We start from the raw sequence: 20,980 nt of genomic DNA, 5'->3' as shown, positions 1-20,980 counted from the left end.
GCGGATGGCCTCGTGCCACCCACCGCCATCCTAACTGATGGCCTCAGGCGTGACGTCGGGCGCGGCGCACGAAGCGGCGCAGCACGCGACGCGCCTCCGGGGCCGCGCGCACCGCGGCGTGGATCGCGTCGGGGTCGTGGCCGCCAGCCGCCAGCCGCTCGCGGCGCGCGGCGACGTAGCCGCGCATGTGGCCTGCGCTGAACTCGGGATGGAACTGCACGCCCCAGGCGGACTCGCCCCAGCGGAAGGCATGGCAGTCATCGAGCGGCGAGGTGGCGAGCACGGTCGCCCCCGCCGGCGGCCGCAGCACGCTCTGCACGTGGGTGGCCTGGGCCTGGATGCGCGCCGGCAGGCCGCTGAACAGCGGATCCCCGGCCGCGTCGTCGAGCAGGTCCAGGCCGATCGTGCCCATCTCGATGCCGCGCGGGTTGTCCGCGACTTCGCCGCCGAGCGCGTGCGCCAGCAGCTGGTGGCCGTAGCAGATACCGAACACCGAGGCACCGTCGTGGACGGCATCGCGCAGCCAGTCGGCGCTGCGCTCGCTCCAGGGCTCGCGGTCGCTGACCATGGCGCCGGAGCCGGTGACCAGGATCCCGGCATGGCCGCGATGCACGGGCAGCGCTTCGCCGGACTGCACGTCGACCACGTCTATCTCACCGCGCGCGAGGCCGGCGGCGGTGCGGATCCAGTGGGGAAAACGCCCGTGGCGGCGCATGCCGGGGACGGGCTTCCCGGTCTCCAGGACCAGGAACGGAAGGTGTTTTCGACTCATGCACGACACCGGGAAGGGGCACCGCCGCCGCGCGGGCCGCGCGGACGTGGCCGGTATACTAGCGCGTCCCCATTCATGGCGGCGCGGCCGCCGCGCCGGCCCGGAGCACGCATGAGCGCACCCACCTTCCAGCAGCTGATCCAGCGGCTCAACGAGTACTGGGCCGCACAGGGCTGCGTGCTGGTCCAGCCGCTCGACCTCGAGGTCGGCGCCGGCACCTTCCACCCGGCCACCTTCCTGCGCGCGATCGGGCCGGAGCCGTGGAACGCCGCCTACGTGCAGCCCTCGCGCCGCCCCACCGACGGCCGCTACGGCGAGAACCCCAACCGCCTGCAGCGCTACTACCAGTACCAGGTGGTGATGAAGCCCTCGCCCGACAACATCGTCGAGCTGTACTTCGATTCGCTGAAGGCCCTGGGCGTGGATCCGCAGGTGCACGACCTGCGCCTGGTCGAAGACAACTGGGAATCGCCCACGCTCGGCGCCTGGGGCCTGGGCTGGGAGGTCTGGCTCAACGGCATGGAGGTGACCCAGTTCACCTGGTTCCAGCAGGCCGGCGGCCTGGAGTGCCGCCCGGTGCTGGGCGAGATCACCTACGGCCTCGAGCGCCTGTGCATGTACCTGCAGAACGTCGACGACGTCTTCGACCTGGTGTGGACGCACGGCCCCGACGGCACGCCGGTGACCTACCGCGACGTCTACCACCAGAACGAAGTCGAGCAGAGCACCTACAACTTCGAGCACGCCGACGTCGCCGAGCTGTTCCACCGCTTCGACGCCTGCGAGGCCGAGGCGATGAAGCTGGTCGGACTGGGCCTGCCGCTGCCCGCCTACGAGCAGGTGATGAAGGCCAGCCACAGCTTCAACATGCTCGACGCCCGCCGCGCGATCAGCGTCACCGAGCGCCAGCGCTACATCCTGCGCGTGCGCAAGCTGTCGCAGGGCGTGGCCGAGGCCTATTACGCCCAGCGCGAGAAGCTCGGCTTCCCCGCCCTGAAGCCCGCGAACGAACAGGCCGCCTGACCCCATGAGCGAACACCTCCCCCTGCTGATCGAACTGGGCACCGACGAGCTCCCGGTCAACGCCCTGCCGGGCCTGGCCCGCGCTTTCCTCGACGGCGTGCAGGGCGCGCTGTCGCGCCGCGGCGTGGCCTTCGCCGAAGGCGCCCGCCCGCTGTACACGCCGCGCCGGCTGGCGGTGCTGCTGGAGGACGTCGCCACCACCCAGCCCGAGCAGGCCTCCGAAGTCCTCGGCCCCTACCTCAACATCGCGCTTGACGCCGAGGGCCAGCCCACGCGCGCCCTGCAGGGCTTCGCGCAGAAGGCCGGCGTCGAATGGACCGCGCTGGAACGCACCAGCGACCAGAAGGGCGAGCGCTTCGTGCACCGCTCGGTCACGCCCGGCGCGGCCACCCGCGACCTGCTGCAGGCGGTGGTCGACGAGGCCATCACCGCGATGCCGATCCCCAAGCCGATGCGCTGGGGCGCCCACGCACACGCGTTCGCGCGGCCGGTGCATTGGCTGGTCGCGCTGCTGGGCGAGGACGTGGTGCCGGCGAGCGCCTTCGGCATCACGTCCGACCGCATGAGCCGCGGCCACCGCTTCATGCACGACAAGCCGGTGTGGATCGGCGGCCCCGGCGACTACGTCGACGCCCTGCGCGCGGCGAAGGTGCTGGTGGATCCGGACGAGCGCCGCGACGCGATCGTCGAAGGCGTGCAGGCCGCGGCCAGCGCCGGCGGCGGCGTGGCCCGCATCGACGCCGGCAACCTCGCCCAAGTGGAGTGCCTGGTGGAGTGGCCGGTGGCGGTCGCCTGCTCGTTCGAGACGGAGTTCCTCGCGGTGCCGCAGGAGGCCCTGGTGGCGACCATGGAAGCCAACCAGAAGTTCTTCCCGGTGCTCGATGCCGAGGGGCGGCTCACCGAACGCTTCATCGGCGTGGCCAACATCGTCTCCCGCGACGAGGCCGAGGTGCGCAAGGGCTACGAGCGCGTGATCCGCCCGCGCTTCGCCGACGCCAAGTTCTTCTTCGTCGAGGACATGAAGCAGGGGCTTTCGGCGATGAACGAAGGCCTGGCCACGGTGACCTGGCAGGCAAAGCTGGGCAGCGTGGCCGACAAGGTCGCGCGCGTGGCGAGGCTGGCCGAAGCGCTGGCACCGGCGGCCGGCGTCGAACCGGCGCTGGCGCGCCAGGCCGCGCTGCTGTCCAAGGCCGACCTGCAGTCGCGCATGGTCAACGAGTTCCCCGAGCTGCAGGGCATCGCCGGCCGCTACTACGCGATCCAGGACCCGGCCCTGGCCGACCTGGCGCACGACGACCGCGAGGCCCTGGCCAGCGCGCTCGACGAGGCCTGGCAGCCGCGCGGCGCCGGCGACGCCATCGCGCCCTCGCCGCTGGGCCGGCTGCTGGCCGTGGCCGAGCGCGTGGACACGCTGGCCGGCGGCTTCGCCGCGGGGCTGAAGCCCACCGGCAACAAGGATCCCTTCGCCCTGCGCCGCGCCGCGCTGGGCCTGGCGCGCACGGTCATCGAAGGCGGGATGGCGCTCGACCTGCCGGCGGCGCTGGCCACCGCGGTCGCGGCCCTGCCCGACGCCGCGCGACCTGTGGACGCCGCCGCACTGGCCGGCGAACTCTACGACTTCGTCCTCGACCGCCTGCGCGGCTACTACGCCGAGCGCGGCGTCCCGGCGCAGCACTTCAGCGCCGTGGCCGCGCTGCGCCCGGCCTCGCTGAGCGACTTCGACCGCCGCATCGAGGCCATCGCAAGCTTCGCGAAGCTGCCCGAGGCCGAGGCCCTGGCCTCCGCCGACAAGCGCATCCGCAACATCCTGCGCAAGGCCGACGACACGGTGGCCGACGAGGTCGATGCGGCGCTGCTGGTCGAACCCGCCGAGCAGGCGCTGGCGTCCGCCGTCGAGGCGGCCTGGGCCGAGGCCGGCCCGGCGCTGGACGGCGGCGACTACGTGGCGGCGCTCGCGCGTCTGGCGCGCCTGCGCCCGGAGGTCGATGCCTTCTTCGACGCGGTGATGGTCAACGCCGAAGATCCGGCGCTGCGCAACAACCGCCTCGCCCTGCTGCAGCGGCTGGCCAGGCGCCTGGGCGGCGTCGCGGAGTTGGGGCAGCTTTCGGCCTGAGGATGCCGCTTCCCCCGCCCTGAGGGGAAGAAGGCCGCTGCGTCGGCATTAATGGATCATCGACACGTCACCGGTATCCTGCCCCGATGCCAGCCCTCCCCCGTGTCGCAGCCGCCCTGCTCCTTCTCGCCTTCGCTGGCGGCACCCACGCCGCCAGCGTGTCCTCGGTCGAAGTCGTCGGCCTTGACGACGAGATGGAGGAAAACGTCCGCACCTCGCTCTCGCTGGTCGATGCCATCGGCGACGAGGTCACCTGGCGCCGCCTGGCCTACATGCTGCGCGCGGCCGGCGACGAGACCCGCGAGGCGCTGGAACCCTTCGGCTACTACTCGCCGCGGATCGTGGTCGAACGCGTGCGCGACGGCGAACGCCGGGTGGTGCTGGACACCGCGGCCGAGGCGGCGGAGGCGCCCGCCGACAGCGCCGCCGCCACCGCCGAGGTGGTGCGCGAGGCCGGTGCCGCGCGCGCGCGGGGTGTCGGCCAGGCACCGCTGCAGGTCGTGATCACGGTCGAACCCGGCGAACCGGTGCGCGTGCGCAGCGCCGACATCGCGATCATCGGCGACGGCAGCGACGACCCCTACCTCGAGGAGGAGCTGGACGATTTCATCCCGCGCGAAGGCTCGATCCTGCACCACCCCACCTACGAAGCCAGCAAGGCGCGGGTCAGCCGCCGCCTGGCCGAGCGCGGTTACTTCGACGCCGACTTCAGCGCGCGCCGGATCGCGGTCACCCGCGCCGAGCACGCCGCCGACATGGAGCTGGTGTGGACCAGCGGCGAGCGTTACGACATGGGCCCGACTCACATCGTGCAGACGCCGCACGAGGTCGTGGACAACGCCCTGCTTGAGCGCCTGGTCTACTGGAACGAAGGCGAGTACTACCATCAGGGCCGCCTCGACCGCCTGCGCACCTCGCTCAATTCGCTGGACTACTTCAGCCGCGTCGACATCACCCCGCGTCCCGAAGACGCGATCGACCACGAAGTGCCGGTGGACGTGACCCTGACCCCGGCCAAGCGCGACGTCTACACCGCCGGCATCAGCTACGGCACCGACAGCGGCCCCGGTATCCGCCTGGGCCAGCAGCGCCGCTACGTCAACCGGCGCGGGCACAAGGCGCTGTGGGACATCGACTATGCCGACAAGCGCAAGATGCTCACCCTGCAGTACCGGATCCCGGCCTTCCGCTGGCTCGACGGCTGGTACACCGTCAGCCTCCAGGCCGCCGACGAGCAGACCGACTACATCGACAGCCGGCGCGTGGAGTTCGCCGCCAGCCGCAGCGGCCAGTACAACCGGCACCTCAACCTGGTGGCCTCGATGCATGCCCTGCGCGAGCGCTGGGCCTACGAGTACGAGGACGACGACGACCCCACCACGCCGCCGGTGTACCGCTACGCCACGTTCACCTACCCCTCGCTGCGCGCGACCTACGTCGACATCGACGACACCCTGTTCCCGCGCAGCGGCTACAGCGGCAGCCTGCTGCTGCGCGGCGGCGTCGAGGGCGCGGGCTCCGAGGCCAGCTTCCTGCAGTTCCACGCCCGCGCGCACTGGTACCTGGGCGTCGGCGACAGCGACCGCTTCATCCTGCGCGGCGAATACGGCCGCACCGAGACCGACGCCCTGAACGGCATGCCGCCCAGCCTGCGCTTCTACGCCGGCGGCGACGGCAGCATCCGCGGCTACGAATGGCGCGAGGTCGGCCCGCGCGTGGTCGGCGACGACGACAAGGGCTTCGCCCTGGGCGCACGCCACGTGATTACCGCCAGCGCAGAGTACGAGCACTACTTCGGCGACGGCCCCTGGGGCATGGCCGCCTTCGTCGATACCGGCAGCGCCTTCGACGGTTCGCCCGACCTGCGCACCGGCGTCGGCATCGGCCTGCGCTGGCAGACGCCGGTCGGCCCGCTGCGGCTGGACATCGCCCGCGGCCTCGACGACCCGGATTCGCCCTTCACCCTGCACCTCAACATCGGCACCAACCTCTGATGGCACGCAAGGCACGCACGCCCGACCTGACCCCCGAGGAGCGCGAGGCGCGGATCGCCGAGCTGCGCGCCCGTCGCCGCGCGCGCGCGCGGATGCTGGCGGTGCGCAGCGCGATCGGCATGGCCGCGCTGGGCGCGCTGGTGCTGGTGCTGGCCTGGTGGCTGCTGTCCACGCTCGGCGGCCGCGACTTCCTGCTGTCGCAGGTGGTGGCGCGCCTGCCCGCGGGCACCACCCTGGAGTGGCGCGATGCCGAAGGCCCGGCGTCCGGACCGCTGACCCTGCACGACGTCGCCTTCCAGCAGCTGGTCTGCCCCGAGGTCGACGACCAGCCGGTGCCCTACGGCCAGTGTGCCTCGCCCAATGCGCTGCGCTTCAGCGCGAAGCGGATCACCCTCGACCCGGCGATCCGCCCGCTGTTCGGTCGCCTGCTGCGCCTGGACGCGGCGCAGGTGGAAGACGCGGTGCTGGAGCTGCCGCCGTCCGACGACGGCGAGCCGTTCTCGCTGCCGCGCTGGCCGGAAGTGCTGCCGCAGATCGAGCCGCCGCTGGGCCTGCAGGCGGACATCATCGAGATCGACGGCTTCCGCGTGCTCCGCGGCGGCGAGCCGATGATCGACATCGCCCGCGTGCGCGGCGGCCTGCACGCGCGCCGCGGCGAGTTGCAGCTGCGCGACGTGGTGGTGGACAGCGACCGCGGCCTGTTCCTGGCCCACGGCGACTACGCGCCTGGCGACGACTACCGCATGGACCTGACCGCCTCGGCGCTGCTGCCGGCGCCGGCCGGGAGCACGCGGCCGCGCCTGGGCCTGGTCGCCCGCGGCGACGTGTCCGCGCTGGACGTGGCGCTGTCGGGCCACGCGCCGGCACCGGTGCGCGCGCGCCTGATGCTGCGCGGCGCGGGTGCGCCGGACTGGACCTTCAAGGCCGCGAGCGAGGCGCTGGATCCCGCGCTGCTGGCCGGCCTGGGCGAGCCGGGCACGCCGCTGTCCTTCGACCTGTCGGCCGAAGGCAAGGGCGGCCGCGCCGAGCTGCAGGGCGAACTGGCCCGCGGCGAGCTGCAGGCCACGATCCAGCCCTCGGTGGTCAGCCTCCACGAGCAGGTGCTGGAGTTCGATCCACTGGTGGTCGATGTGCTGGAAGGCCGCGTGACCGTGACCGGCCGCGGCGACTTCGAGGATCCGCAGGCCGCCAACGTGCGCTACGCCGTGGTCGCCCGCGGCCTGGCCTGGGCGCCGACGCCGGAAGACGGCGGCGCGCCCGACCCCGCGGCGACCGTGCGCGCCGACGCCGACCTCGGCATCGCCGGCACCGCCCAGGCCTGGGCCATCGTCGGCAAGGCCGAACTCGGCCGCGATGGCGACACCGCCCAGGTCGAACTGCGCGGCCGCGGCAACCAGGAGCGGCTTGACCTGCGGAGCCTGGTCGCGCGCACGCCGACCGGGCGCCTGGAAGGCAGCGGCCACGTGGCCTGGGCACCGGCGCTGGGCTGGCAGATCGACGCCTCCCTGAGCGGCTTCGACCCCGGCTACTTCGCGCCCGACTTCAAGGGCGCCATCGACGGCCGCCTGGCCAGCACCGGCCACACCCGCGACGACGGCGGACTCGAAGTCACCGTCGATGCCGACCGGCTCGGCGGCCAGCTGCGCGGGCGCCGGCTGTCGGGCCAGGCCAGCTTCGCCATGCACGGCGCCGCGGCCGGCAGCGCCGCGGCCGCCGCCTTCGACGGCGAGGCGGCGCTGGTCATCGGCGCAAGCCGGATCGATGCCCGCGGCCGCGTCGACGACCGCCTGGACATCGAGGCCTCGCTGTCGCCACTGCGCCTGGACGACCTCCTGCCCGGCGCCGCCGGACGCCTGGACGGCACGGTCGAAGTCACCGGCGGCCGCGACAGCCCCGACCTCCGCGCCAACCTCGATGGCAGCGGCCTGCGCTACGGCGACTACGTCGCCGACAGCCTGCACCTGGACGGCCGCCTGCCCTGGCGCGGCGGCAGCGGCGAGCTCGGCCTCGACGCCCGCGGCGTGCAGGCCGGCGTCGCGCTGGACACGCTGGCCGTGCGCGCGCGCGGTGCGATGGAGGACCTGCAGTTCGACGCCGACGCCCAAGGCGAGATCGGCAACGCCTCGCTGTCCGGCAGCGCGCGCCGCAGCGCCAACGGCCTCTGGCGGGGTGCGCTGGACAGCCTGCAGGCGGCGCCCGCGACCGGTGCCTCCTGGCGCCTGGAAGCCCCCGCGGCCTTCGTGCAGACCGGCAGCGCGGCCTTCACCCTGTCCCCGGCCTGCCTGGCCTCCAGCGTCGGCGGCCAGCTCTGCGCCAGCGCCGACTGGCCGCGGCAGGGGCTGGAAGTCGACGGCCGCGGCCTGCCGCTGGCCCTGGCCACGCCCTACCTGCCGGAGCAGGAGAGCGGCCGCCCCTGGTTCCTCGACGGCAGCATCGACATCGACGCCCGCCTGCGCCCCTCGGGCAACGCCTGGCAGGGCCACGTCAACGCCAGCTCGGCCAGCGGCGCCCTGCGCGCCAGCGCGCGCTCGCGCCGCGACGTGGTCTCCTACAGCGGCCTGGCGCTGGAATCGAGCTTCGACGCCAACCGCATCGACGCCACCGTGGGCCTGGGCTTCAACGGCAACGGCCGCATCGACGCCCGCCTGCGCACCGGCTGGGACGCCTACGCGCCGCTGGACGGCAACATCACCGCCGCCACCAGCGAGCTGACCTGGCTGGAGCTGTTCTCGCCCGACATCGTCTCGCCCACCGGCCAGCTTGACGCCGACATCCAGCTGGCCGGCACCCGCGCCGAGCCGCTGCTCGGCGGCCATGCCAGGCTCAGCGCCTTCGCCGCCGAGATCCCCTCGCTGGCGATCGCGATCGTCGACGGCCAGGCCAGCCTGGACGCGCTGCCCGACGGCAACGCGCGCATCAGCGGCAGCCTCGGCACCGGCGGCGAGGGCCGGCTGGCGATCGACGGCAGTCTCGGCTGGCGCAGCGAGGGCACGCCACTGCAGCTGCGGATCAGCGGCGACAAGGTGCTGGTGTCCGACACCCGCGACCTGCACGCGGTCGCCAGCCCCGACCTCGAGGTCAACTACGCGGCGGCACGGCCGCTGCAGGTCAGCGGCCGCGTGCTGGTGGCCAGCGCGCGCATGGACCTGGAGCGCCTGAGCGACGGCGTTTCGACCTCGCCCGACGTGGTGGTGCTGGATCCGGTGAAGCCCGACGACGGCCCGGCAACGCCGATGGAACTCGACCTCACCCTCGCCATGGGCGACGACGTCCACCTCAACGGCTTCGGCCTGGAGGGCGACCTCACCGGCGAGTTGCGCGTGCGCTCGCGCGCAGGCCGGGAGATGACAGGCACCGGCCTGCTCGAGGTCGCCGGGCGCTACGAGGCCTACGGCCAGGAGCTTGTGATTTCCCGTGGCCGGCTGTCGTGGTCGAACACGCCGGTCTCCGACCCGGTGCTCGACATCCGCGCCGAGCGCAAGGTCGACAGCGTCACCGCCGGCATCGACGTCAGCGGGCGCGCCTCGGCGCCGCGCGCGCGGGTCTGGACCGACCCCGCCAGCGACGAATCCGAGGCCCTGGCCTACCTCGCCCTGGGCCGGCCGCTGTCGAGCCTGAGCGGCAGCCAGGCCAGCGACCTCGACGCCGCCTCGGCCGCGCTCAACGCCGGCGGCAGCCTGCTGGCCGGGCAGCTGGGCAAGCAGATCGGTCTGGACGACGCCGGCGTGAGCCAGTCGCGCACCCTGGGCGGCAGCGTGCTCGGCATCGGCAAGCAGCTGTCACCGCGGCTGTACGTCGGCTTCGGCGTCTCGCTGCTGGGCACCGGCCAGGTGCTGACGCTGAAATACCTGCTGCGCAAGGGCTTCGACGTCGAAATCGAATCGAGCACGCTGGAGAGCCGCGGCTCGATCAACTACCGGCACGAGCGCTGACAGACGCCCCCCGGGCCTATCGGGTGACCAGGCGCGCGCCGCGCAGGCCGGCGACGCCATTGTCGACATCGGTCCACACCACGTGGGCGATGCCGGCGGCCACCGCCAGCTGCGGGAAGCCGGTGCCGCGGCCGCGGCCGGCGAGCGCGGCCACCTGCAGCCGCTGGTGCTCGGTGGCGAGGTCGGGCGAGCGCCGCGACAGCCAGATCGACTGGCCGTCGGCGTCCTCGCGCAGCCACAGCACCCAGGCCTGGCCGTCGGCGAGCGCGACGGCGACGCGGCCGTGCACGGCCTCGCCGGCATCGACCACCACCGGTGCGGCGAAGCTGTCGCCGGCATCGCTGCTGGCGGCGATGCGGACCTCGGGCTCGCCACCGGCGGCGGTGTACCAGCCGACCACGGCCGTCTCGCCTTCGGCGGCCACCGAGGGTCCGTTGACCGGGCAGGCGGGCATTTCCCAGCCGTCGGCATGCACCGGCTTGGGCGCGGTCCAGGCCTCGCCGTCGAGGCGGGTGGCGAGGATGTCGCGGATCTCGCCCTCGCTGCGGCCGCGGTAGACCAGCAGCGGTCCGCGCGCGGTGACCGCGGCGCTGGTCTGGCAGCAGTCGCAGACGCGGGCGTCGATCTCGACGTCGGCGCTGCGGCGCAGGGCGCCGTCGATGCCGGACGCGCGCAGGGTCATGGCACCGGCATGCTCGCCGTGCCCGTCGCCGCGGGCCGCCGTGTTGCGGCCGTCCAGCCAGGCGATGCCCAGCCCGCCGTCGGCCCGCGGCCACAGCGAGACGAAGCCGTGCTCGGTCTGCGTGCCGTCGTCGTGCGGGCTGACCGGCTCGCTCCAGCGGCGGCCGCCGTCGCGCGAGGTCGCGAGCATCACGTCGTAGGCGTAGGGCGCGTCGCCGTTCTTCTGCAGCCAGTGCGCCCACAGCGCGCCGTCGCGCGTGGCCATGATGTGCGGCGTGTCGGCCCAGTTCACGAACATGCTGTTGCCGACCGCGATCGTGGCCGGCGCGGTTTCCCAGCGCTGTCCGGCCACGTCGTAGCTGGAGAACTGCAGGATGTGGCGGCGGCCGCGCTGCGAGTTGGTCCACGACAGCAGCAGCTTGCCGCCGTCCACCGATACCAGGTCGGGCAGGGCCGAGCCGGGCAGCATGGCCGGCAGCGGCCAGTCCTCGACCACGCGCTCGACGGCGGGATCGATCGAGGGGCCGGCGGAAGCGGCGGGGGCCGGCGCCTCGCCGCCGCAGCCGGCGACGAGGCCCAGCACGGCGAGGGCAAGGATGGCGGTACGCATGGTCGCAGCGTACCGTAGGCCCCGGACATGTTCACCACCGTCGCCGCCTACTCCGATCCGATCGAAGCGCAGCTCGCGCTCGGCCTGCTGCAGGCCGAAGGCATCCCCGCGCGCCTGGACGACACCGGCACCGCGATCGCCAACTGGGAGTGGCGGCTGGCGATCGGCGGCATGCGCCTGCGCGTGCCGGACGAACAGGTCATGCATGCGCGGCGGGTGCTGGCGGCGCTGGAGGCCGGCGAGTACGCGCTTGATGAAGACACGGTCTCTCGCGAAGACCGCGAGGACCGCGAGGGACGGGACCACGGGGCGTGTGGCGTGGACGGCAGGGGCGCGGCGGGCGGTGCCCGGCGCGAGCCCGATGCGCTGCTGGCGCCCGACCGGGAAAGCCTTTCCAGCCGGATCGCGTGGGCTGCGCTGATGCTGTTCGGGCTGCCGCTGCCCTGGCGCCGCCGCGCGGATGCTGGATCATCGGTGCGTCGCGTCTGAAGCCAGCGGCTGCCGGGCGCCCGCGCAGCGCAGCCGCGCGCCCCTGTCAACGGGTACCGCGCGCCGCGGCAGGGGGCGACAATCGGCGGTTCCGCGGCCCTGGCCGCACGATGCAAGCCTCCTGATGCCCGAAGTGTCCCCCGCGCTCGCGCGCAAGATCGCCCAGACCATCGCCGAGGAGATCGGCGCCCAACGCAGCCAGGTCGAAGCCGCCGTGGGCCTGCTCGACGAAGGCGCGACCGTGCCCTTCATCGCCCGCTACCGCAAGGAAGTCACCGGCGGCCTGGACGACACCCAGCTGCGCGACCTCGAAGTGCGCCTGGGCTACCTGCGCGAGCTGGAGGACCGCCGCGCCGCGATCCTTGCCAGCATCGACGAACAAGGCAAGCTCAGTGACGAACTGCGCGCCGACATTGAAGCCGCCGACAGCAAGGCGCGGCTGGAAGACCTGTACCTGCCCTACAAGCCGAAGCGCCGCACCCGCGCGCAGATCGCGCGCGAGGCCGGGCTGGAGCCGCTGGCCGACGGCCTGCTGGCCGATCCCTCGCAGGTGCCGGAAGACTTCGCCGCCGGCTTCGTCGACGCCGACAAGGGCGTGGCCGATGCCAAGGCCGCGCTGGAAGGCGCACGCGCGATCCTGCTCGAACGCTGGGGCGAGGACGCCACCCTGGTCGGCGAACTGCGCGAGTGGCTGTCCAGCGCCGGCGTGATCCGCTCGAAGGTCGCCGAAGGCAAGGAAACCGCCGGCGAGAAGTTCCGCGACTACTTCGACCACGCCGAACCGCTGGCGAAGATCCCGTCGCACCGCCTGCTGGCGCTGTTCCGCGGCCGCCGCGAGGAATTCCTGCAGCTCGAACTCGACCCCGGTGCCGACATCGAAGCCGGCAACGCCTACGCCGAGGGCCGCGTCGCCCTGCACGCCGGCATACGGGCCGCCGGCCGCCCCGCCGACGCCTGGCTGCTCAACGCCTGCCGCCTGGCCTGGCGCGCCAAGCTGCAGCTGCACCTGATGCTCGACCTGTTCACCCAGGCGCGCGAGAAGGCCGAGGCCGAGGCGATCACCGTGTTCGGCGACAACCTCGTCGACCTGATGCTGGCCGCGCCCGCCGGCCCGAAGTCCGTGCTCGGCCTCGACCCCGGCCTGCGCACCGGGGTGAAGGTCGCCGTGGTCGACGCCACCGGCAAGCTGGTCGCCACCGACACCATCTATCCGCACGAGCCGCGGCGGCAGTGGGATGCATCGCTGGCCACGCTGAGGAAGCTGTGCACCGCGCACGGCGTGCAGCTCATCGCCATCGGCAACGGCACCGCCTCGCGCGAGACCGACCGCCTGGCCGCGGATCTGCTGAAGCTCGCGCCGGAGCTGAAAATGCAGAAGATCGTGGTCAGCGAGGCCGGCGCCTCGGTGTATTCCGCGTCGGAACTCGCGGCGAAGGAATTCCCCGGCCTCGACGTCTCCCTGCGCGGCGCGGTGTCGATCGCCCGCCGCCTGCAGGATCCGCTGGCCGAGCTGGTGAAGATCGAGCCCAAGGCGATCGGCGTCGGCCAGTACCAGCACGACGTCGACCAGTACAAGCTCGCGCGCGCGCTTGATGCCCGCGTCGAGGACTGCGTGAACGCGGTCGGCGTACACGTGAACACCGCCTCCAGCGCCCTGCTCGCGCGCGTGTCCGGGCTGTCGTCGACGGTGGCCGAGAACATCGTCACCCACCGCGACGCCAACGGCCCGTTCAAGCGCCGGAAAGACCTGCTGAAGGTGCCGCGCCTGGGCGACAAGACCTTCGAGCAGTGCGCCGGCTTCCTGCGCATCGCCGACGGCGACGAGCCGCTGGACGCATCGGCGGTGCATCCCGAGGCCTATCCGGTGGTCGAGCGCATCGTCGCCGCCACCGGCAAGCCGATCCAGGCCCTGGTCGGCGACGGCGGCTTCGTGCGCACGCTGAAAGCCCGCGACTTTGTTGACGAGCGCTTCGGCGAACCGACCGTGCGCGACATCCTCGCCGAGCTGGAAAAGCCCGGCCGCGACCCGCGCCCCGAGTTCAAGGCGGCGAAGTTCGCCGAGGGCGTGGAGGACATCAAGGACCTGCGCGAGGGCATGATCCTGGAAGGCGTGGTCAGCAACGTCGCGGCGTTTGGCGCCTTCGTCGACATCGGCGTGCACCAGGACGGCCTGGTCCATATCTCGGCGCTGTCCGACCGCTACGTGAAGGACCCGCGCGAAGTGGTGAAGGCCGGCGACATCGTCAAGGTGAAGGTGCTGGAGGTCGACGTCGCCCGCAAGCGCATCGCGCTCACGCGGCGGCTGGACGACAGTCCGGCGCCGCGCGAGGCGCGCGAAGAGGCACGCCGCGACGGTGGCGGGCGCGAGGCGCGCAACCGCCCGGGCGGCAACGGCCCGGGTAACAGCGCGCGCGGCAATGGTCCGGGCAACGGCCCGCGCGGCGGGCGTCCGGGCGGCGGCGCGGCGAAGCCCTCGGCGGCGCCGGCCAACAACGCCCTCGCCGACGCCTTCGCCCGCGCCAGGCGCAGCTGAGGCGCGCGCTCAGGACGCGACGATCCGGTCGCGTCCGCGCCGCTTCGCCTCGTACAGCCCCTCGTCCGCGCGCCGCAGCACACCGTCGGAACCCTCGCCCGCGCGGTAGGCCACCACGCCGATGCTGATCGTGCACGCCAGCACCTCGCCGTCGGGCTCCAGGCGCATGGCGGCGATATCCAGGCGCGCGCGCTCCAGCCGGGCGATCGCGTCGGGCATCGTCGCTTCTCGCATCACCGCCAGGAACTCCTCGCCGCCGGTGCGACCCACGAAGGTTGGCGGCTGCCGCAGCGACGCGCGCAGCTGCTGCGCCACGCGCGCCAGCACGCGGTCGCCGGTCTGGTGGCCGTGGCGGTCGTTGATCGCCTTGAAGCGGTCGACGTCGATGATCGCCACGCACAGCGGCCGCCCGGTCGCATCGGCCTGCGCGATCGCGGCGGCCAGCGCCTGGTCACTCGCGCGACGGTTGGGCAGGCCGGTCAGCGGGTCGTGGCTGGCCTGGTGGGCGAGCTGCTCCATCAACCGTTCGCGCTGGCGCGACGCGTCCTCCAGTTCGCGGTTCTTTTCGCGCAGTTCGGCGGTGCGCTGCGCCACGGTCGATTCCAGGCGACGCTGGCGCCGGCGCTGGTGGCGACCCAGCCACTGGTGGATGGCGACGAACAGCAGCAGCAGGACGGCCACGGCCAGCGCCGGCGCCCAGGGTTGCGTCCACCAGTGCGAACCCACGCGGACGCCGACCCCGGTCGTGCTCGCCGGCCGCGACCAGTCGACCGGCGCCCGCGCCACCTGCACCTCGAAGCGCAACCGCCCCGGCGGCAGGTTGGTATAGGTCACCTCGTCGGCCTGCCCGGCCTCGATCCAGTCCGGGTCGAATCCGTGCATGCGGTAGCGGTAGCGCAGGCCGTTGGGGTTGCGCAGGCTGATGCCGGTATAGCGGATCACCAGGCGCGCGCCCGCCGGCACCGCGTGTTCGGTCGCGCCGGTGGCCACCGCCTTGCCGTCCACAACCACCTGGTCCACCCGCAGCGAGACCTCGCCGCGATAGGCATCCATCACCCGCGCCGGGTCGAACACCGCGATGCCCTCCGCGGTCGGCATCCACAGGTCGCCGTTGGCCATGCGCGCGCCCGCCGGTGCGCTGCCGCCGTTGGACTGGCGGCTGGGCATGCCGTCGTCGCGCGCGAAGGCCTGCATGTCCAGGCGCGTGGCCTGGCCGCGGTCGATGGCGTCGAACGAGGCCCGCGGGATGCGGGTCACGCCTTCGTTGCCGCTGACCCACAGGTTGCCGTGGTCGTCGCCGAGGATCCGGAACAGGGCGCTGCCGGTGAGTCCCTGCTCGCGGCCATACAGGCGGAAACGGCCATCGCGGTATCGGAGCATGCCGCGGTCGCTGGCGATCCACAGCGTGCCGTCGTCCTCGTCGCGGAAGTCGAGCGCGGAGCGCGCCGGGAAATCCTCCTCCGGCTCCAGCACCGCCAGCCGGCCTTCGGCGTCCAGGTGCGCAAGGCCACCGAGCAGGCCGATCCACAGCGAGCCGTCGGCGCTCCGGTGCAGGGCACGCACCGGCAGTTGCGGCAGATCCGGCAGCGGCCGCGGCTCCAGGCGCCCCTTGCGCCAGGCCACGAGTCCGCGTTCGGTGCCGATCCAGAGCGTGCCGTCGCGGTCCTCCAGCAGCGCGCGCACCTGTTCGCTGGCCAGCGGACTGCCGCCTTCGGCCAGCGCCCTGGCCGGCGCGCCGGGGCCCGCGCCCACGTGCAGCACGCCGCGGTTGTAGGTGCCCGCCCAGATGCCGCCGTCCGCGGCCCGCGCCATCGACAGCACCGACGAGGCGTCCGGCCAGTGCGGGCCCGGGATCACGGTTTCGATCCGCGAGCCGCGCATCCGGCTCAGGCCGCCCGAATGCCCGATCCAGGCCTGTCCATCGGGGGTCTGCAGCAGGCTGCGCACGTAGTTGTTCGCCAGGCCGTGCTGCCGCCCGATGCCCCAGACCGGGCCGTCGGCGATGCGGAACAGGCCGTGGGTGGTGCCGAACCAGATCAGCCCCTCGCGCCCCTCGAACAGGGCTCCCGAAGCGTAGCCGGCGATGCCGTGGCGCTCGTCGAGCTGCTGCCACTCGCCCTGCCAGTAGCGCAGCACCCGGCTTTCGGTCGCCGCCACCCACAGCGCGCCGTTGCTGTCGTGCAGCAGGCCTTCTGCGCGGTCGCTGCGCAGGCGCTCCAGGCGCCGGCCGCGCAGCCGCCACACGCCGTGGTCACCACCGATCCAGACGTCGCCATCGCCGGACTTCTCCAGACCGCGCACCTCGCCCGGCGGCAGCCCCAGGCGCTCGCCCAGCGGCTCGAACCGGCCCTCGTGCCAGCGATACAGCCCGCGCCGATTGCCGATCCAGAGGCTGCCGTCGTCCTGCGCCAGCAGCGCCAGCACGTCCATTCCGGCCAGATCATCGCCGTGCTCCAGCCGGACGCATCCACCATCGGCCTGCAGCCGGTACAGGCCGTCCCTGGCCGCGATCCAGGGCAGCCCGTCGCCGCCGCGCGCGACGCGCATGACCTCCAGTCCGGGATGCTGCGCACAGGCGGGCTGCGCATCGCCGCGCCCGTCGACCCGCATCAGACCGAGGTGGTCCACGGCGACCAGCAGGTCGCCATCGGCCTCGCGCCAGAACCGCCGGGACGGCAGGCGGCGTCCATCGGGATGGTTGAGGTACTCGACTTCGCGGAAGCCGCGCCCGTCGAAGCGCACCGTACCTTCCCAGGTCGCCACCCACAGGAAACCGTCGCGGTCCTGGCTGATGTCGTGGATCTGGCTGTGCGGCAGGCCGTCGTCCGCGCTCCAGCGGGTGACGGTGTAGCGCTCCGACGGCAGCGACGGGTCCAGTGCCTGCGCAGGGCCTGCGGCCAGGGCCAGGACGAGCCAGGCACAGACGGGGATCCACGCGGCGAACGCGCTCGTCAGCCGCGCGCGCGCGGCCGGGATGGATGCATCCAGTCCTGGCATGCCGGTCAACGCGCCCCTGTCCACGTCTGCGGTGGATTGTAGCAAGTGCCACCCGCCATGGTGGCCGGCGCCCCCCGGTGCCGGACGGAACTGCTACGGTGCCGCGGCCCCATTCACGCATCCGCGCCACGCACGCGTGCACCGCACAGGAGCGCCCCATGCCCACGCTGGAAACCCTGCACCGCCACGTCCGGCTGATCGCCGCGTTCGCCATCCTCGCCAGCCTAGCCACCTGGGCCGTCGACCTCGCCGGCCTGGTCTACAACTGCCCCTACTGCCGCACGCAGCGCACCGTGATCGGCCTGCTGGGCCTGCTGATGCTGCTGCCCGACCTGCGCCACTGGCTGCCGCGCTGGCTGGCGGCCTCGCTCGCCAGCCTCGGCCTGGTGGTGGCCGCGACCCAGCATTTCGCCGGCTGGCGGCGGATCAACGCCGGTGAATTCAGGCTCGCCGATCCCTGGATCATCGACCCCTTCCTGCTCTCGGGCGTGGCGATCTTCATCATCACCGGCCTGGTGCTGCTGATCTTTTCCTGGCGGCCGGTGCGAAAATAGGCGGCGTGAGCAGCCCGAAACTCCCCGACAACGATCCCCGCCCCGTGCCGCCCGAGTCGCCCCTGCCCAGCGACTGCTGCGACAGCGGCTGCGACCCCTGCGTCAACGACACCTATAGCGAAGAGCTGCAGTACTACCGCGAGCAGCTGGCGAAGTGGCTGGAGCGGCATCCCGACCAGGCCTGAGGCCGGGCCACGCCCGGGACGCGGCGCGACCACTGCGGGCGGCAGGGCACAATGACGCCATGGAACACGCGCGCGAACCGGCCGCGGCGAGGCCGGACCTGAGGAAGTACGCCTGGCTTGCGATCGGGACGGCGGTGCTGACCGTCCTGCTCAAGGCCAGCGCCTGGGCCATCACCGGATCGGTCGGCCTGCTGTCGGACGCCGCCGAGTCGATGGTCAACCTGGTGGCGGCGATCGTCGCCCTGGTTTCGCTGACCATCGCCGCCCGCCCCGCCGATGACGACCACCACTTCGGGCACACCAAGGCCGAGTACTTCTCCGCCGCGCTGGAAGGGATCATGGTGTTCGTCGCCGCGGCCTCGATCATCTACCTGGGTGTGGAGCGGCTGATCCATCCCCGTCCACTGGAGTCGCTGGGCATCGGCCTGGCCATCTCGATGGTGGCCGCCGTGCTCAACGGCATCGTCGGGCGGATCCTGATCCGGGTCGGCACCCGGCACCGCTCGATCACCCTGCGCGCCGACGGCAAGCACCTGATGACCGACGTCTACACCTCGTTCGGCGTGGTGCTGGGCCTGGGGCTGGCGTGGATCACTGGCTGGAACTGGCTGGATCCGGTGATCGCGATCCTGGTGGGCGTGAACATCCTGGTCACCGGCTACCGGCTGGTGTCCGAATCCACCGCCGGGCTGATGGATGCGTCGCTGTCGCCGGAGGACAACGCCAGGATCCAGGCCATCCTCGATGCCCATGTCGAGCCCGGCCGGATCGAATTCCACGCGGTGCGCACCCGCGAGTCCGGCGCCCGGCAGTTCATGGAGATGCACATGCTGGTGCCCGGCGAATGGACGGTGCAGCGCGGGCATGACGCCATGGAGGATCTGGTCGAGAAGATCGTCGCGGAGTTCCCGGCCATGGTCGTGACCGGGCATCTTGAACCCGTCGCCGATCCCCGCAGCTACGAGGACATGGTCCTGTAGCCGGTGCCGGGACGCGTCAGGCCGCGCTGCGCCGCGCGCGCTCCAGGTGCACCAGCAGCAGCGAGATCGCCGCCGGCGTCATGCCCGGGATGCGCTGCGCCTGGCCGATGGTCTGCGGCCTGACCTGCTCCAGCTTCTGCCGCAGTTCGGCCGACAGGCCGCGCACCGCGGCGTAGTCGAAGCCATCGGCGATGGCCGCTTCCTCGCTTCGCCGCTGGCGCGCGATCTCCTCGCGCTGGCGCTCGAGGTAGCCGGAATACTTCGCCTCGATCTCCACCTGTTCGGCCACCGCGGGATCGTCCACCGCCGGGCCGAAGGACGCCACGCCGGCCAGCTTCGCGTAGTCCAGCTCCGGGCGGCGCAGCAGGTCGATGCCGCTGCACTCGCGGCTGATGTCGATGCGCAGCGTCGCGGCGGCGTCGCGGCCGGCGGCGTTGTTCGGCGAAGCCCAGAGCGCGCCCAAGCGCTGCGTCTCCGCCGCCACCGCGTCGCGCTTGCGCGCGAACGCGCCCCAGCGCGCATCGTCCACCAGGCCCAGATCCCGACCCACCGGCGTCAGCCGCAGGTCGGCGTTGTCCTCGCGCAGCTGCAGGCGGTACTCGGCGCGGCTGGTGAACATGCGGTAGGGCTCGCTGGTGCCGTGGGTGACCAGGTCGTCGACCAGCACGCCGAGGTAGGCCTGGTCGCGCCGCGGCGCCCAGCCTTCCTCGCCCTGCACCGCACGCGCGGCATTGGCGCCGGCCAGCAGTCCCTGGGCGGCGGCCTCTTCGTAGCCGGTGGTGCCGTTGATCTGGCCGGCGAAGTACAGCCCGGCCACGGCCTTGGTCTCCAGCGTCGCCTTCAGGCCTCGCGGATCGAAGAAGTCGTATTCGATCGCATAGCCCGGGCGGGTGATGTGCGCGCGCTCGAAGCCGGTGATCGAGCGCACCAGCTCGAGCTGCACGTCGAAGGGCAACGAGGTGGAGATGCCGTTGGGATAGATCTCGGCGACATCCAGCCCCTCGGGCTCGACGAAAATCTGGTGGCTGGCCTTCTCGGCGAAGCGCACCACCTTGTCCTCGATCGACGGGCAGTAGCGCGGCCCGGTGCCTTCGATCTGCCCGGAGTACATCGGCGAGCGGTGCAGCGCGCCGCGGATGATGTCGTGCGTGCGCTCCGTGGTCTGGGTGATCCAGCACGACACCTGGGCCGGATGGTCCTCGCGCGAACCCATGAAGGAGAACACCGGGCGCGGGTCGTCGCCGGGCTGTTCGACCATCACCGAGTAATCGAGGGTACGGCCGTCGATGCGCGGCGGCGTGCCGGTCTTCAGGCGGTCGACCACGAAGGGCCCGTCGCGCAGGCGTTCGGCCAGGCGCACCGAGGGCGGATCGCCCATGCGCCCGCCGGCGTGCTGCGCTTCGCCGACGTGGATGCGGCCGGCCAGGAAGGTGCCCGCGGTCAATACCACCGCCTGCGCCTCGAAGCGCAGGCCGGTATGGGTGATCGCGCCGCGCACCGCGCCGTTCTCGACCACCAGGTCGTCGACCGCGGCCTGGAACACGGTGAGGTTCGGCTGCGCCTCCACGGCGCGGCGGATGAAGGCGCGGTACAGGGCGCGATCGGCCTGGCAGCGCGTGGCGCGCACCGCCGGGCCCTTCGAGGCGTTGAGCCGGCGCCACTGGATGCCGGCCGCGTCGGCCGCGCGCGCCATGATCCCGCCCAGCGCGTCGATCTCGCGCACCAGATGGCCCTTGCCGATGCCGCCGATCGCCGGATTGCAGCTCATCGCGCCGACGGTTTCGATGCTGTGCGTGAGCAGCAGCGTGCGCGCGCCGGCACGTGCGGCCGCAAGCGCGGCTTCGGTGCCGGCGTGGCCGCCGCCGATCACAATGACGTCGTGGCGATGGAAGTCGTGATGCATGTCTCGATTATCGCTCGTGGTCGCCGGACGCCGCCGGCAGGGCGAAAGGTTGGCACGCATCCTGCGTTCGATACAGGCGCACCCGGGATGGCAATCGCCAAGGGGGGCGTGGCCGGAGATTGGAACAGGGCTGGCCGAGCGCATCCCGGGGAAGCGAAGGGGCCGAACGTCGGGGGACGTTCGGCCCCGTTTTTTGTCCGGCAGGCGGGAAGCG

Annotated in this window: 13 protein-coding genes; 9 read left to right on the top strand and 4 right to left on the bottom strand. The window is 72.8% G+C overall.

The features are described 5' to 3' along the window. Positions 1 to 43 precede the first annotated feature (43 nt). Entirely contained in the window at positions 44 to 772 is a 729-nt protein-coding gene (locus E2170_RS07975) for a glutamine amidotransferase (RefSeq protein WP_133000159.1), read from the bottom strand. Positions 773 to 883: 111 nt separating this feature from the next. On the opposite strand from E2170_RS07975, the gene glyQ reads away from it, so the two are divergent. The 4 genes from glyQ to E2170_RS07955 all read left to right on the top strand — a co-directional run bounded on the left by glyQ (position 884) and on the right by E2170_RS07955 (position 9,834). After that, entirely contained in the window at positions 884 to 1,795 is a 912-nt protein-coding gene (glyQ, locus tag E2170_RS07970; RefSeq protein ID WP_133000158.1) for a glycine--tRNA ligase subunit alpha, read from the top strand. Between the two features lie 4 nt (positions 1,796 to 1,799). Then, positions 1,800 to 3,908, top strand: coding sequence for a glycine--tRNA ligase subunit beta (gene glyS / locus E2170_RS07965; protein ID WP_133000157.1), 2,109 nt, complete (start codon positions 1,800 to 1,802; stop codon positions 3,906 to 3,908). An 86-nt stretch (positions 3,909 to 3,994) separates the two neighbouring features. Next, positions 3,995 to 5,902 (top strand): autotransporter assembly complex protein TamA, encoded by a 1,908-nt coding sequence (locus E2170_RS07960; RefSeq protein WP_133000156.1) that lies wholly within the window; start codon positions 3,995 to 3,997, stop codon positions 5,900 to 5,902. A gap of 92 nt (positions 5,903 to 5,994) precedes the next feature. Next, complete coding sequence (locus tag E2170_RS07955) at positions 5,995 to 9,834, top strand: translocation/assembly module TamB domain-containing protein (RefSeq protein ID WP_425477871.1); 3,840 nt, start codon at positions 5,995 to 5,997, stop codon at positions 9,832 to 9,834. 16 nt (positions 9,835 to 9,850) lie between these two features. Here E2170_RS07955 and E2170_RS07950 read toward each other — a convergent pair whose 3' ends face one another. Then, positions 9,851 to 11,125, bottom strand: coding sequence for a sialidase family protein (locus E2170_RS07950; RefSeq protein ID WP_133000154.1), 1,275 nt, complete (start codon positions 11,123 to 11,125; stop codon positions 9,851 to 9,853). A gap of 27 nt (positions 11,126 to 11,152) precedes the next feature. Between E2170_RS07950 and E2170_RS07945 the strand changes: the two genes are divergently transcribed. Together E2170_RS07945 and E2170_RS07940 are read left to right on the top strand one after the other, a co-directional pair. Then, complete coding sequence (locus tag E2170_RS07945; protein ID WP_133000153.1) at positions 11,153 to 11,614, top strand: putative signal transducing protein; 462 nt, start codon at positions 11,153 to 11,155, stop codon at positions 11,612 to 11,614. A gap of 124 nt (positions 11,615 to 11,738) precedes the next feature. Continuing rightward, positions 11,739 to 14,147 carry a Tex family protein gene (locus tag E2170_RS07940; protein WP_133000152.1) on the top strand — a complete coding sequence of 803 codons (2,409 nt, stop codon included), beginning with the start codon at positions 11,739 to 11,741 and terminating at the stop codon, positions 14,145 to 14,147. A gap of 9 nt (positions 14,148 to 14,156) precedes the next feature. Here the strand turns inward: E2170_RS07940 and E2170_RS07935 are convergent, their stop codons facing one another. Further along, positions 14,157 to 17,144 carry a ligand-binding sensor domain-containing diguanylate cyclase gene (locus E2170_RS07935; RefSeq protein ID WP_243708174.1) on the bottom strand — a complete coding sequence of 996 codons (2,988 nt, stop codon included), beginning with the start codon at positions 17,142 to 17,144 and terminating at the stop codon, positions 14,157 to 14,159. A 158-nt stretch (positions 17,145 to 17,302) separates the two neighbouring features. On the opposite strand from E2170_RS07935, the gene E2170_RS07930 reads away from it, so the two are divergent. From E2170_RS07930 to E2170_RS07920, 3 genes are read left to right on the top strand one after another with little or no spacing between them, the layout of a single operon-like run. Continuing rightward, complete coding sequence (locus tag E2170_RS07930) at positions 17,303 to 17,698, top strand: hypothetical protein (RefSeq protein ID WP_133000150.1); 396 nt, start codon at positions 17,303 to 17,305, stop codon at positions 17,696 to 17,698. 5 nt (positions 17,699 to 17,703) lie between these two features. Beyond that, positions 17,704 to 17,883, top strand: a complete 180-nt coding sequence (locus E2170_RS07925; RefSeq protein WP_133000149.1) for an oxidoreductase-like domain-containing protein — start codon at positions 17,704 to 17,706, stop codon at positions 17,881 to 17,883. Positions 17,884 to 17,942: 59 nt separating this feature from the next. After that, positions 17,943 to 18,863: a cation diffusion facilitator family transporter gene (locus E2170_RS07920; protein ID WP_133000148.1), complete on the top strand. Its 921-nt coding sequence runs from the start codon at positions 17,943 to 17,945 to the stop codon at positions 18,861 to 18,863. A 16-nt stretch (positions 18,864 to 18,879) separates the two neighbouring features. Here E2170_RS07920 and mnmG read toward each other — a convergent pair whose 3' ends face one another. Then, complete coding sequence (gene mnmG / locus E2170_RS07915) at positions 18,880 to 20,766, bottom strand: tRNA uridine-5-carboxymethylaminomethyl(34) synthesis enzyme MnmG (RefSeq protein ID WP_133000147.1); 1,887 nt, start codon at positions 20,764 to 20,766, stop codon at positions 18,880 to 18,882. Positions 20,767 to 20,980 lie beyond the last annotated feature (214 nt).

This window comes from Luteimonas arsenica, from assembly GCF_004352825.1.
Lineage (GTDB): Bacteria > Pseudomonadota > Gammaproteobacteria > Xanthomonadales > Xanthomonadaceae > Luteimonas > Luteimonas arsenica.
The sequence above is the reverse complement of the archived record's forward strand: the minus strand, read 5'-3'. Positions and strand labels throughout refer to the sequence as shown.